10 protein-coding genes are annotated in these 14,052 nt (G+C 49.0%); 4 read left to right on the forward strand and 6 right to left on the reverse strand.

What is annotated here, in order from left to right:
- Positions 1-425: 425 nt before the first annotated feature.
- From PPG34_RS07435 to der, 4 genes are all read left to right on the forward strand, one after another.
- Positions 426-2,489 (forward strand): universal stress protein, encoded by a 2,064-nt coding sequence (locus PPG34_RS07435; protein WP_313832548.1) that lies wholly within the window; start codon positions 426-428, stop codon positions 2,487-2,489.
- Between the two features lie 15 nt (positions 2,490-2,504).
- On the forward strand, positions 2,505-3,878 hold the full coding sequence (locus PPG34_RS07440) for a radical SAM/SPASM domain-containing protein (protein ID WP_313832550.1): 1,374 nt from the start codon (positions 2,505-2,507) through the stop codon (positions 3,876-3,878).
- Positions 3,878-4,405 carry a hypothetical protein gene (locus PPG34_RS07445; RefSeq protein WP_313832551.1) on the forward strand — a complete coding sequence of 176 codons (528 nt, stop codon included), beginning with the start codon at positions 3,878-3,880 and terminating at the stop codon, positions 4,403-4,405. Before PPG34_RS07440 ends, PPG34_RS07445 begins: the two co-directional genes overlap by 1 nt.
- 264 nt (positions 4,406-4,669) lie before the next feature.
- Positions 4,670-6,037 carry a ribosome biogenesis GTPase Der gene (der, locus tag PPG34_RS07450; RefSeq protein ID WP_313832553.1) on the forward strand — a complete coding sequence of 456 codons (1,368 nt, stop codon included), beginning with the start codon at positions 4,670-4,672 and terminating at the stop codon, positions 6,035-6,037.
- 397 nt (positions 6,038-6,434) lie between these two features.
- On the opposite strand, the gene PPG34_RS07455 is transcribed toward der, so the two are convergent.
- The 6 genes from PPG34_RS07455 to PPG34_RS07480 form a co-directional block, all read right to left on the reverse strand.
- The gene (locus PPG34_RS07455; protein ID WP_313832554.1) at positions 6,435-6,803 is read right to left on the reverse strand and encodes a thermonuclease family protein; all 369 of its coding nucleotides are present in this window, start codon (positions 6,801-6,803) and stop codon (positions 6,435-6,437) included.
- 847 nt (positions 6,804-7,650) lie between these two features.
- Positions 7,651-9,021, reverse strand: coding sequence for a M20/M25/M40 family metallo-hydrolase (locus PPG34_RS07460; protein ID WP_313832556.1), 1,371 nt, complete (start codon positions 9,019-9,021; stop codon positions 7,651-7,653).
- A 32-nt stretch (positions 9,022-9,053) separates the two neighbouring features.
- A complete protein-coding gene (locus tag PPG34_RS07465; protein ID WP_313832557.1) occupies positions 9,054-10,040 on the reverse strand; it encodes a site-2 protease family protein in 987 nt (328 codons plus the stop codon).
- Between the two features lie 33 nt (positions 10,041-10,073).
- Positions 10,074-10,919, reverse strand: coding sequence for an MBL fold metallo-hydrolase (locus PPG34_RS07470; protein ID WP_313832558.1), 846 nt, complete (start codon positions 10,917-10,919; stop codon positions 10,074-10,076).
- A gap of 64 nt (positions 10,920-10,983) precedes the next feature.
- Positions 10,984-11,496, reverse strand: a complete 513-nt coding sequence (locus PPG34_RS07475; RefSeq protein WP_313832559.1) for a macro domain-containing protein — start codon at positions 11,494-11,496, stop codon at positions 10,984-10,986.
- Between the two features lie 149 nt (positions 11,497-11,645).
- Entirely contained in the window at positions 11,646-13,424 is a 1,779-nt protein-coding gene (locus PPG34_RS07480) for a two-component system response regulator (RefSeq protein WP_313832560.1), read from the reverse strand.
- Positions 13,425-14,052 lie beyond the last annotated feature (628 nt).

Genomic DNA, 14,052 nt, shown 5'->3' on the forward strand with positions numbered 1-14,052 from the left:
AAATACCGAAATTTGAACTGTTAATGACACCTTAATACTTAACGATTTCTGATCCTTCCTAGTATTCAAAAAACAAATGGGTAAATAAGTTTACCACCTTGAACATACGTCACATCAAAGTCCCAACAGATAATCACATCGAAAAGAAGATATGCCTCACCCTCGCCTTGTTTAATTTTTAAAATACATACTTCATTGTAATGTCACTTTTTTAGTCCATTGGACTAACCCAGGAGACACACGGACTTCGACGTATTTAATTCAAGATCATCGGGTTGCATTCGCCAAAGAGCAGGTGCTAAGATCCGCGCTTACTTCCTGGGCTCTAGGTGTACCCTATTGGGGTTTACTTAGGTAGGAAGACGAATTAACGACAAACCTAAACATGTGACTTGGAAACGTCATGCTTCGCAAGGAGGCGTTTGATGTATAAAACTATATACATCCCGGTTGACAATTCAGACCATTCCAATATGGCCGTCGATCTGGGTGTGAGTCTTGCCAAAGAATTTGGGTCAAAAATCGTTGGAAGCCATGTGTATGCGGCAAAAATGCATGACAAACGATTTAAGCAAATGGAAGCCGGTCTTCCAGAAGAATACCATGATGAGAAAGAACTGGATCGCCAACGGCAAATCCATGATTCCTTAATCACCCGTGGCCTCCAAATCATTACCGACTCCTACCTCGACTACATCGACCAGAAATGTTCTGAAGCCAATTTGCCCCTGGAACGTCGCTCCCTTGAAGGACGCAATTGGAAAGTCCTGGCCGAAGATATCAATACGAATAACTATGATCTCACCATTATGGGTGGACTGGGAGTGGGAGCCGTCAAAGATTCGGTGATTGGCAGTAATACCGAACGTGTATTGAGGCGTGTTCGGAATTCAGACATGTTTATCGTGAAAGACCTGAAGCCCATGAATGGGGGGAAAATCGTAGTCGCCGTTGATGGTAGTCCCTACTCGTTTGGCGGCCTCAAAACCGGATTGGCCTTAGGGAAAGCCTTAAATAAACCCGTTGAAGCCATTTCAGCCTTCGACCCCTACTTTCACTATGCCGCATTCCACAGTATTTCAGGAGTGTTAAATGAAGAGGCCGGTAAAGTCTTTCGGTTCAAAGAACAAGAAAAGCTTCATGAAGAAGTCATTGATAGCGGTTTAGCCAAGATCTACCAATCGCATCTGGATATTTCCCGAGAAGTGGCACAAGAAGAAGGGTTCGATATTAAAACAACGTTGCTTGATGGGAAGGCATTCGAAAAAGTCCTGCAATACGTGCGAAAGGAGCAACCCTGGCTTCTCATTGTTGGCCGTATCGGTGTACATAGCGACGATGACATGGACATTGGAAGCAACACGGAAAATCTTCTGAGAGCCACAGGATGTAATGTCCTCATCTCCAATCAAAAGTTTGTTCCTCCCATTGACACCCAGGCGGAATACACCATGGCATGGACTGAAGAAGCCTTGTTCCGAATGGAAAAGATACCCGTCTTTGCTAGAGGAGTCGCCAAAACCGCCATTCATCGTTATGCCATTGAAAAGGGACACACTATCATTAGCAATTCTGTCGTGGATGAGGCCGTCGGAGATATTCTTCCCAAGGGTGCCATGGATGCCATGAAAGCTTTGGGAGGACAATTGGATGAGGCCGGAATCGATCGCAACAAGATGCAAGCGGATGATGCCGTTGCCACCGACCTCATGGGGTCAACCCTGAGTGGAATGGTCAATCAAGTGGTGGAAGAAAAGCCAGCCACAATCTCGCCGGCCTTGAGTCCCGGCAACCAATCCTATATTGATCGTATGTCCCGTCAATATTATGTATGTAATGGATGCGGGTATATTGGGAAAGGCGCCGAGCCAGTTAAATGCCCCGTGTGTGGCGGGGATGGGAAAGATTTCAAGGCCGTGGATAAAACGATTTTTGATGCTGCAGCCAAAGCTGAAGGGGGATTAGAAACGCAAGTGGCGTATGATGATATCCCCATGCAATGGACCAAAGATGCCAAAGAAGCCATTCGGGCAGTCCCTGCCGGATTCCAACGTCGCCGAGCCAAGGCAAAAATTGAAAAAACAGCTCGTAAGCTTGGAATGACCACCATTACCCTCGAATACGCTGGCACCATGATTCAGGAAGCCGCAGATGAGGAATACACGCCAATTTTTGCAAATAAAGCGCCAGAGGCGGATTCAAAAACATCTTCAGGTGCGAACGGAGAGAATAAACTCATGGAAGAATCATCCCCCTATACATGGGACCCAGAGGCCCTGAAACGCCTAGAACGCGCGCCCGAAGGGTTTATGAGAGATTGCACCAAGGCACTCATCATTAAGCATGCCGAAAAAATGGGCACGACCATGATTACGCTGGATGTGGCAAACGAAGGAATTGAGCAGGCCAAACATACGATGGAAGAAGCCATGAAGTCCGGGAACGTCAAGGATATCATCGCCAAACTCACTGGCGCCGGCGCCCAGTAAGGGAGCCAGCCACTTATGGGTAAATCACTTCCAGTTTTCAATTTTGATCAACTTGGCCAAAAGCTTGGCTTATTAAAAAGTCAGGTAACCTCCTTTTCTACGGCCTCGGCCCCAAATGATGGGCGAACAGTCGATGACTTCAAACCCTACCTTGTCGCCTTAAATCTGACCAAGCGCTGCAATCTTAAATGCGAACATTGCTACCTCGATGCTACCACCAAGGCCGGGGGCGGCTCTGATGAACTTTCCACTGAAGAATGCTTCCGTTTAATTGATCAAATTGCCGAGGTCAACAAAGGCTGCTTGTTAGTGATTACCGGCGGCGAGCCACTCGTTCGACCTGACATCTTGGATATTGCTCGCCATGCCGTAAGCCTGGGATTCATGGTGGTCTTTGGAACCAATGGGATGCTGATCAATGATAAGCTAGCCAAGGAATTGGTGGAAATCGGCGTCATGGGCATGGGCATTAGCATAGACTCCCTTGATCCTCAAACACACAACGCCTTCCGGGGAGTACCCGGAGCTTGGGAAGCAGCAGTGGCAGGCATTGAAGCCTGTAAGCGCAATGGCCTTCAATTCCAAGTGCATTTCAGTGCGCAACCCATGAATTATAAGGAGTTGCCGGATGTCATCGACTGGGCGCATGAACTGGGTGCACGTGTGTTGAACGTGTTTTTCATGGTCTGCACCGGTCGTGGTGAAGAACTCACCGATATTTCGCCTGAGCAATATGAAGAAGTCTTGAGTTTCTTAATTGACTCCCAAGACAAATACCAAGATATGCTTGTTCGAGCACGTTGCGCTCCCCATTTCAAGCGGCTGGCCTATGAGAAAGATCCTAACTCTCCCATCACGAAAGCCCAAGGCTATATGGGTGGAGGATGTTTGGCAGGAACCAACTACGCGCGGGTGACGCCCAATGGCGATCTCACACCTTGCCCTTACATGCCGCTTTCCGCTGGAAATATTCGCGATACCAGCTTTGTCGATTTGTGGGAAAAATCTGAGGTATTTGATTCTTTCCGATACCCTCACTTAAAGGGGAAATGCGGAGATTGTGAGTATAGCGAAATCTGTGGCGGCTGCCGTGCACGACCCTACGTGGACCACGGCGACCATATGGACGAAGATGAATGGTGTCTCTATACCCCCAAGGGCGGAGAAAAAATCCAAGTCGCATTTAATACACAAGAGGAAACGTCCATCGAATGGGATTCCGCAGCAGAGACCCGGCTCAACCGGATTCCCTATTTCCTCCGTGCCATGGTGAAAAAAGGTGTGGAACGCCATGCCAGTGAAAACAATATCCCCATCATCACCATTGAATTGATGGAAGAACTTCGGCAAAAACGATTCGGAAATGAAAAGCCAGTCTTCAAGTTCTAATGGACGCCCTCCAAGACGTTTTTCTCGATCTCAATAAAGTCATTCCGATTCTCAATCACTGGCTGCATCTGCTATCCGCCATCGTTTGGATTGGCGGACTGGCATTTTTGGTCATGGCAGTTACCCCAGGCCTTAAAACCGCCGTTCCCAGGGAATACATCAAGCCAATTTGCGATACGTTTTATAAGCAATACCGCAAAGTAGTCGGCATGCTCTTAATCGTAATTTTGTTCACCGGGGGACTCAATCTTCATTACGTCAGTGAACTGATGATCAGGCAAACCGGCGAAGGCATTTCGCACAATGCCCACTATTTGACCATCTTTTTTATCAAGCTATCCTTGGTATTAGGAATTCTCACCCTGTACCTCTATACCGTGATCTTCCGCATCGAACCTACTGGAGAAGAAACCGCCGAAGAAAAAGAGGAACAACGGATAGAACCCATCCCCTTTCAGCGAGGAGCCTTGTGGATGGGAGTCTTTATCATTCTCTGCGCCGCTGCCTTGAAACATCTTCATTACTAATCGGCTCCCGCCTTCAACCCTCACCACAACGGCTATTTCAATTCTCGCCGACTCTCTCTGCTCACGAGAGAAATCCGACTCTCAAACATGGAGATCCGAAATAAACAAAAATGACTTTGAAGGACAATTCGAACCTTGAATTTAGAATGTGTTCCCAGATTCGGATTTGAATTTCACACTTTCTTGTCCACACCTAGTACACCGTGATACTGTCTCAATCCGTCAAGTAGCGGCATCACATACCCCAGCAACCTTTTCCACTCCATGCGCAAGAAACGCTCTAAATCCATTCATCAACCCGCTTTACCGGGAATATCAGAAGCCCAGGTTCCCATTGTGGCCATCATTGGACGACCCAATGTTGGCAAATCGACATTTTTTAATCGAGTCCTCGGAACCCGAAGTGCTATTGTCGATGACATGCCGGGTGTCACTCGTGATCGCATCACTGCAGAATGCACCTATCAAGGCCGACGACTTCAGCTCGTCGACACAGGCGGTTTGGACCTCAGCACTTCAGAGAGCATGGGCCAACTTATTCGCGTCCAATCCCAAACCGCCATTGCCGAAGCCGATATCTTGGTGGTCATCATGGACGGACGGGCGGGACTCACCCCGCTTGACCAAGAAATAGCCACACTCCTTCGAGATGTAAACAAACCCACGTTTTACGCCATCAACAAAATAGACACACCCCAAGCCGAACCCTTGCTCGCAGACTTTTACCAATTAGGCAAGGATCAGCTATTTCCCATTTCTGCTGAGCATGGTACCGGAGTGGATGAATTGCTCGAAGCATTTTTGCCACTGCTCCCAGTAGATCCCGACGATGGCGAACGCGTACCATTCCCACGGGTCGCCGTGGTGGGTCGTCCGAATGTCGGCAAATCTACCTTGATCAATACCCTGTTTGGCGCAGAACGCGTGGTCGTCAGTGATATTCCTGGCACCACCCGTGATCCCGTGGATACACATATCGAGTATCAGGGCACACCCATCATCTTTACGGATACCGCTGGTATACGGCGTCGCGGAAAAATTGAACGAGGCATCGAAGGGTATAGCTTGGCTAGGACACTTAAAGCCCTCGGCCGCTCCGACATCGCCATTTTGATTTTAGACGGAGTCGAAGGCGCCACTGAACAAGACACTAAAATTGCCGGACTATTGTTGAAGCAAGGACGCGGCTGCGTCTTGTTTATTAACAAATGGGATCTTCGACAAGATGACCCAACCGCGCAAACCCAATTTTCCAAAGAACTGCATCGCCGTTTTCCATTTTTCACGTTTGTGCCCACCATTTTCGGGTCGGCACTCAAGGGATCATCAATAGATCCCCTTTTATCCACAATCCAGAGCGTGATGGAAGCCTTTTGTTATCGCGTGCCCACGGCCCGGCTCAATCAATTTCTCCAAAAGGCCCTCGAAGATAATCCCCTTCCAAGCAAGCGGCGCAGCCCCTTGAAGTCCATGTTTATGACTCAAGTCGCCACGAAGCCACCGACCTTTGCCTTGTTTGTCGGGAAATCTGTGGAAGTCCAGACGTTTTACCTTCGATTTCTGGAAAATCGATTGAGGGACACCTTCGGATTCGAAGGGACACCGATTAGAATATTGGTGAGGCAGAGATAATTGACAATCTAGAAGCGGCAGTTTGGGGTCAAACTTTCTCGCTAGATTATTTGCAAGAATTATTTCTAGCAGGGTTTCGCCCCTGCATGACGAGGTCCTTTTGTTTCGGCAAAAGGACCCAAAACCATTTCCGCCCGTCTGCGGCCTTCCAGAGAATGGAGGAAAACCTCTCCATTCTCTTCCAGGTCCCTCCGCCTACGCCCCGAATAAGATGGCGAGAGAACTCGCTGCGCTCAAACAGCTCTCGCCAAAAAGTCGATTCGGGCCTCCGGCTCCGCCGCAGCCAAAGGCGGGAGACACTTAAGAAACACATCTAAAAATGGAAGCGTCCCCTTTTCTGCAAGCTGTGTACTCGGAACCCCTGAAATTTCTCAGGCAGAGTTTGCCACAGCATAAATCACCCTTGGTTACGCCACTGCCAGGGTGGGACCGGATAGTCGGTACCCCATAATCCAACTCGCTTAGATCTCGCCCATCTCTCGAGTCGAGTCAGCTGATGTTGCCTCACCGTCGGTAGATGACCATAGTACTTCCGCATGACCCAAGCGTGTCCCAGCATGACCATACGCTCATTAACGTTAATCCACTCAGATCTATGCTCACACTGTACATATATCGTCGCGAGCGTACGTCCGTGTTTGTCAATACCATGTTCCTCTATGAGCACATTCCGACCACCGATCAGCTTGATGATTCCAGCCTTCGCGATATTGCCCCAATGTTGCCCATCTTCCGAGCAGTCAATGGCGTATAAGCGAATACGCATTTCCCTCCGCGACTTCGATACGATTACGGTGTCGCCGTCAATGATGTATCGCACCCTAAATTTTGGCAGATCGCTTGCTGTTATTTCGCAATATTGAGTCGCATGTTCATCTTCACCAGTATATGAAAAGAGTGCGATCAGTACTGCTATTAGGACTACTGCAAAAAGAGCGAGCAGACTGATTTCCACAGTATTCTCCGTGCGCTAACGCGGGATAACCTCGTTAAATGGCACAGGCAACCTAACAATGCTTAGATGGACCCGTGTAAGAGGACGGGTCTTGGAGATTCTGTCCGGATAACACGCATCGAGTCTTCTGAACAATACGCCAGAATCGTTGTATATTCAATTTGTTACGCCCACAATTCCAGTTATTTTGGCATCTTATGAAGATCAGGATAATGCCACCTATTTGAATAAACTCACAAAAAATTAAATTAATCCGTCCCCTTTTCTCTTACTTCTTTGCTTCAAAAACTCACCTTACCATTTTCTTCGATTGTCATTCAGGTCTTTGCCTTTCTCCTGCGTTGGGCGCGGCTGGGCCGCCGCACCGAATCCTACCTCTCGGCGCGGACTGTCTGAACGGAGAGGAGGCTTTAACCTCGGAGTGAGTTTCCGCGTCATCTTGATTCGGGGTGGCGGCCCAGTTCCCCGTTGTTCTGCGCACAGGCAAGAATGGTTTTGCCTCCTTTTGCCGAAACAAAAGGAGGTCGTCTGCAGGGGCGAAACCCTGCATATACAAATAAGGATAATGAGAGTGGGCGGAGTAGAATTGGATTTGGAAATTAGAGGTAAATCTGGTGAGGGGCGGATAAGCATTTTCCCCAAAGATGGGGTTCACGATTTACCCATCACGCATATGCGCAATCTGAGAAAAATATTCCACGAACGCCCGGATGCCGCCAGAGGCTTGGGCCCAATCAAAGAATTCATTGGGCGCATGGTAGCCATGCTCTGGCAAACTGAGACCCATGAAAAGAATCGGCACCTTCCAGGCTCGCTCCATGAGCTTCACTGCCCCGATTGAGCCACCTTCCCGAACAAAGGATGGGGTTATGCTGAACCCAACGTGCACCGCCTTTCGCAAGGCCTCCGCATAGGGACCACTCGTAATCCCCTGAAATGGCTCAAGTTGTTCATCGCACTCCACGTGAATGTCAGGATTATGTTTTTTAATAAAAGCCTGAAGCTGCGAGAAAATTTTTTGAGGCTGTTGATTAGGCACGAGTCTCATGCTGATTTTGAGTCTGCCACATGGTGGCACAGCGGTTTTGACTCCAGGGCCACTATACCCACCCACAAGGCCGTGCACTTCGAACGTGGGCGCAGCCCAAATTCTTTTCACAAGGTTGGCCCGATCCTCGGTCCGAATCGATCGCAATCCATAGGCTTTTTTAAATCTGGCCACCTCAAACCCTGACGATAAAAACTCCTTCATATCACGAGGAGAAGGAGGCACGACGTGATCGTAAAACCCAGGGATTTTTACCCGACCCGTTTGAGCATCTACACAGGCATGGACAGCCTCGCATAATTCGGCAAGTGGGTTTCTCGCCCCACCCCCGGTTAAACCTGAATGAACATCGGTCGTACCAGTACGCAAGGTCAGTTGAGCCGCAAGCAATCCGCGAAGCCCTGTCGGCACGGCAGGGCGTTGGCGCGAGACCCAGATCGTATCGGAAATCAAGACGGAGTCTGGACGAGGCACTAGTGTTTTTTGATCCAAGGCATCTTGAAAATTCGGGCTCCCGATTTCTTCTTCCAGTTCCCACAGAAACCGAATGTTTAAGGGTACGCCCTGCTCAACCGCATACCGAGCAGCAAACAGCGCTGTTAACGCCGGACCTTTATCATCCGTGGTTCCTCGACCTCGATAACGATTACCTTCCTTACAAAACTGAAATGGTTCTTGCCGCCACTCCGGTTCCTGTGCTGGCTGCACATCCAGATGGTTATATATCGTCAGAGTGGGATACTGTTTACCAACCTGCCAGCCGCCAGACACCGCTGGGTACCCACCCGTTTTGACGAGACGAGCCTGGGCCCCAAAGCTTTTCAGAGATTGCATCCCAAGAGTGGCCATTCGATTAATATCTTTGACCCGGTCAGGGTCAGAACTAATGGATGGTGTTTCCACCATCTGAGACAAGAGGTCTTCAAAGTGAGACCGTGATGATCGGATATAGGATTCCAAATGCGCGTTTCGTTTCGTCATGGATAACTCTTATCCTATAGTCAACATTTCTACTATCCAAAGTAAAAAGGAACTGGGGAAAAACTCAGAACAAATATGGCAATCGCCAACCATCCAACCCACACCCGTCCTCGACCTAATTCGGCGGAAGGATCAATAACAGGTGGGTGAGCAATTCCCACCAACACCGTCAATCCCGCCCACAACAACCATCCGGGCCATCCCCAAATACCCAGCACCACTAAGATTGGAAGCACTGCATATGCCAACGTCCGTTGACGCCGTCCGAATAAGGCAAAGGCCACATGCCCTCCATCGAGCTGCCCTACTGGCAACAGATTTAAGGCGGTAACAAAGAGACCAAACCAGGCCGCGAACCCAACAGGGTGCAACACAATATCATAAGTTTCGGGAATAGGACCAAAGACTAACCATGCGAAAAACTGAAGAAGCAGAGGCTCTCCCAATTGTAGCCCATACAAACCCAGTTTGGGCACCACCGTGGACAGCGACAATCCGATAATCAAAGCCACCACCGCCACCACAAATCCTGCAATAGGCCCCGCCACTCCGATATCAAATAAAGCCCGACGATTCATGATGGGCGAGCGCATCCGAATAATAGCCCCAAACGTTCCAATGAATTGGGGAGGCCCTGGAATGAACATGGGAAGGGATGCTGGAACCCGATGGATCCGCGAAAGCCAAAAGTGGCCAAATTCATGAGTCACAAGAATTCCCAGAAGTGTGGCGGCAAATGGCCACCCTTGAAACAAATTCTCGGGATACCGTATTAAAAAATCCCAGGCGCCTTTCACTGGGTGAGTATTGACCTGATAAGCCCCAGCCCAAAGAGTGGTAAAAACCGTGACGACAAAAAGAAGAATCGGGAGGTAGAGAATTGAAAAGATGCTTGGGGCCTCAGGAACATGGGCCTCCCATTCCGGAGGCCATTCATAAGTGTCGGAAGGTAAATCTTCTTGAGGATTTTCTTCTGGGCGATCACCAATTCTGCCGGGGGGAACTTTGTGGTCATCCATGAACGTTTTGATTCTGAGCGAGGCAGGAGATAATCATCCAAATGGATTATGAATTTTTTCTTCTTTTACCGTGGTCGCGGGACCATGTCCAGGCAGCAATACCGTCTCGTCAGGAAGCTGTAACACGCATCCACGCACAGATTGCAAATGCTCCGGGTAAAGGGAGAAGGGGTTCGATCGTCCAATCGACCCAGCAAAGAGCGTATCACCCACAAAGCAAATCTTATGATCGACGAGGGACACCTGGAAACAGAACCCGCCGGGGGTATGCCCAGGCGTCGCCAAGCAGGTTACCGTAAGGGAACCCACAGAAATTTTTTGCCCGTTATGCGGGACAACAAGCTTCTCTTTCTCTGGTTTCCAGGGTAACAATGGAAAATCACCATTCCCCAAATACACAGGAACCGGCCATTCCTTCAAAATGCTATCGAGCCCACCGGCATGATCGGTATGTCCATGGGTTAAACACACTCCAACGAGCTTGAACCCTCGGCTTTTTACTTCGGCCAACATGGCCTTGGCATTGTACGCCGTATCAATAAAGACTGCCTCTTTGGTTCCGGCATCGAAAAGCACATAGCCTTTAACCTCATAACCGCCAATTTCTCCCCTCACGGTAATAACGGCGGTTTCAAGCCAGCTCGGCGATGGAATGGGTTCCCACAGCTCAATCGCAACAGCATTCAACGCCCTGGATTTTAAGGACAATACGTTGGCGGTAGCCTCAACCTCAGCGGCCGAAGGCATGCGCACACCTTTTTCAAGACTTTCCCAATCGGTGCGCGACAAGGTAGCGTGTTCCGACACCTGCTCCACCGAATACGCAAGTCCGGATCTGGCTTTTTTCACAATATCGCAAAATTCGTCTTCAAGCGGCATAGGTTATTCCTTGAATTCCTCTTGTCTCCTTAAAAACCTGAATTCGGTCGCACCGCCTAATTCATCATAGGAGATTTTGCCAGGCTTGCACCATCACCGAGTCAATATCAATCAACACCACCGATTGCAAGAATTCTGGCTGGAATCGGCGAATTTCTTCAATCATTTCGCGCGCGCATTCTTGCGGGGAGACTTTTCCAACGCCTGTCCCCAAACCCGGAAGGGCCAGGGATTGAAACCCTTGTTCATCAGCAAGAACCAAGGCGGCCCGGGTCGCTGCACCCACATTCGTTGGTGGAATTCGCATGGCAGGCTCCGGCATTGTTGGCGCATGGATGATCCCGCGAAACTTCGTACGCCCACCAGAGGTGAGCACGGCCATCCCCACCGGAATAGGGGCTTGTTTCCGAGCTTCTTCCTCCACTTGGAACCCGGCCTCACGACGAATGACTCCGGCCACCCCGCCGCCCATCAAGCCATGACTATTTGCCGCATTCACGATCACTTGCGTCTCAGCATCGAGAATACTCCCTTGCATGACCTTGATGTCTAACGACCGTGCAGCTTCATGAACCATGGAAACTCCGTCGCTCCTCATTTCGATTGGGCATAAAAAAAGCCCATGGTCCTCACCTTACCATGAGCCTCAAAATCTCGCTACTCTTCGCCTGCGCCCAATATACTCATTGGGCCGCACAACGAAAATTTAGTCTATTCGTAGGGCATTTACCCTGTCCACCGTTTGGCGAGAGATGACAGATTCCATGAAAAGGATCCCCCCTCCGCACCTGTACCAACCGGTTCTAACCATCGATTTTGGAAACCAGAGGTCACCTCTTCTGGAGCCACTGCCGGGCTCATGAGAAACCCCTGGATGGCATCGCACCCACGTTCGTGTAAAAAGTCCCATTGGGCCTGCGTTTCTACCCCCTCGGCCGTGACTTTCATATGTAACCCGTGTGCGAGGGCAATCATCCCGCTGGCGATAGCCGAATCGCCTTCATTGGAGGGTATATCCCCAACAAATGACCGATCAATTTTTAGGGTATCGATAGGAAAACATTTTAAGTAACTGAGTGATGAATAGCCCGTTCCAAAATCATCAATTGAAATTTTGATTCCCAAGGCCTTCAGCTCTTTCAACCGATTGGTCGAAGCGCCATTGCTTTCAAAGAGCAAACTCTCCGTCAATTCGAGCTCGAGGAATTGAGGGTCTAATCTGCTTTCCGCAAGGATACTGGCCACTTTCCCCACAAATAATTTCTGTCGGAATTGCCGAGCTGATAAATTCACACTCACACTCGTCAGAGGAAGCCCGGATTCCTGCCATTCTTTGTTTTGTCGACATGCTGTGGACAACACCCACTCACCAATTGGCACGATCATTCCATTTTCTTCAGCCATAGGAATAAATTCGTCTGGCAAAATAATGCCCCGTTCAGGATGACACCATCGCAACAACGCCTCGAGAGAAATCACTCGTCCACTTTTCATATCAATCAGCGGCTGATAGTGCAGAAGAAATTCTTCACGATCCAGCGCATGGCGCAGCCGCGTTTCCATGGCCAGATGTTGCGAAGCCTTTCCATTGGATTCCATGGTGGTCGTATAAAATCGATAGGCATTTCTTCCTTGTCGCTTCGCTCGGTACATGGCCATATCCGCATTCTTAATCAGCGTCTCGGGATCTTTCCCATATTGAGGATAAATGGCAATCCCGATACTTGGTGTCACAAACAGTTCCTGGTCTTGAACCATGACTGGTTGTGCCACAATTTGGAGAAGTTCTTGCGCAACATTGGAGGCGTCCTGTACCGTCCCAATGTCTTCGAGGATCACGGTAAATTCATCGCCGCCCAATCTGGCAACCGTGTCACTTTTTCGCATGCGGGAACGAAGGCGCTCGGCAATTACCTTCAATACCTGATCACCGCCATCATGCCCTAAGGAATCATTAATCACCTTAAATCGATCAAGATCAAGGAACATGAGCGCCACATGCTTCCCATTTCGTTCAGCACGCGCCAACGCAAGTGACAACAGTTCCTTGAAAAGACTGCGATTCGCCAATCCTGTTAGCGAATCATATTGAGCCAAATACGCCATTCGTTCCTCGGCACGTTTACGCTCGATGGCATAGCAAATGGATCGCTCCAACAAGTTCGAATTTATTTGCTCTTTAACCAAGGAGTCCGCTGCTCCGGCCTTAATAGCTTCTGTATCTATACCATGATCAGGTTCCTCGGTGAGCATGATAAGGGGAGCCGTACACCCGTTGTAAATTGCTTCACGAATCAAATCGAGCCCCGACCGTTCTCCCAACTTATAATCCAACAAGTACACGTCATGAGCATTACGTCGAATTGTCTCAAGTGCGGCCTCATACCCAGATACCCATTCCAGGACAAACTTCGGGTCTCGAGCATCCTCCAATAATTTTTTAGTCGAAATGCAATCCTCTTCTCGTTGATTAACCAGAAGCACTCGCACTTGGCTGTTCTCCATTTCAGCCCCCTTCGCTCGTTGGCTTTTCCCAACCTTCTTCAAAACCAAAGGTCTCTTACACTCAAATGCTAATATGACATGCCAAAAACCACAACAGACATCACTTTGCGTCTTAGGAGAATTTGTGAGCAAGATTAATACCGAACTATTCTGCCTTCACCTCAAATGTACAAAAAGAGGGCTATTATTCCATAAGCCATTGAAAAATTAGGAAAAATAAGTTCAAAGAGTAAGAATTGAAAGGAGGAAATTTTTTCCTTTTCGACGTCAAAAAACTGACATGTCGGAAATATTGACACCACTTTGCCTATTTTCCTGATACCAAAAGGATCTAGGCTGATAAGGAAAACAGGGATAACACCCGGACTCTAAGTTTTCGGGCCGAAGTAGATGGGAGTCTAAGGTATAACAATAAACAGTGGAATATTTTTGTGGAGAGGAATTAAACCCGAGGAGCATCTTGTTCTGATGGGTCCCAGCCCCCTTGTGGGCCGCTCACCGAAGGAAAAAGAGCCGACATGCTCCGGTGAGGGTGCCAGGCCGCACCGGGTGGGGCATGGTCACGCTCGAAGGACATAGACACAAGGAGTGGAACATGTCGGGGCCCTGAATCGAATTCAACCTTTTT

The sequence above is a fragment of the Candidatus Nitronereus thalassa genome (genome assembly GCF_032191465.1).
GTDB classification, from domain to species: Bacteria; Nitrospirota; Nitrospiria; order Nitrospirales; family UBA8639; genus Nitronereus; species Nitronereus thalassa.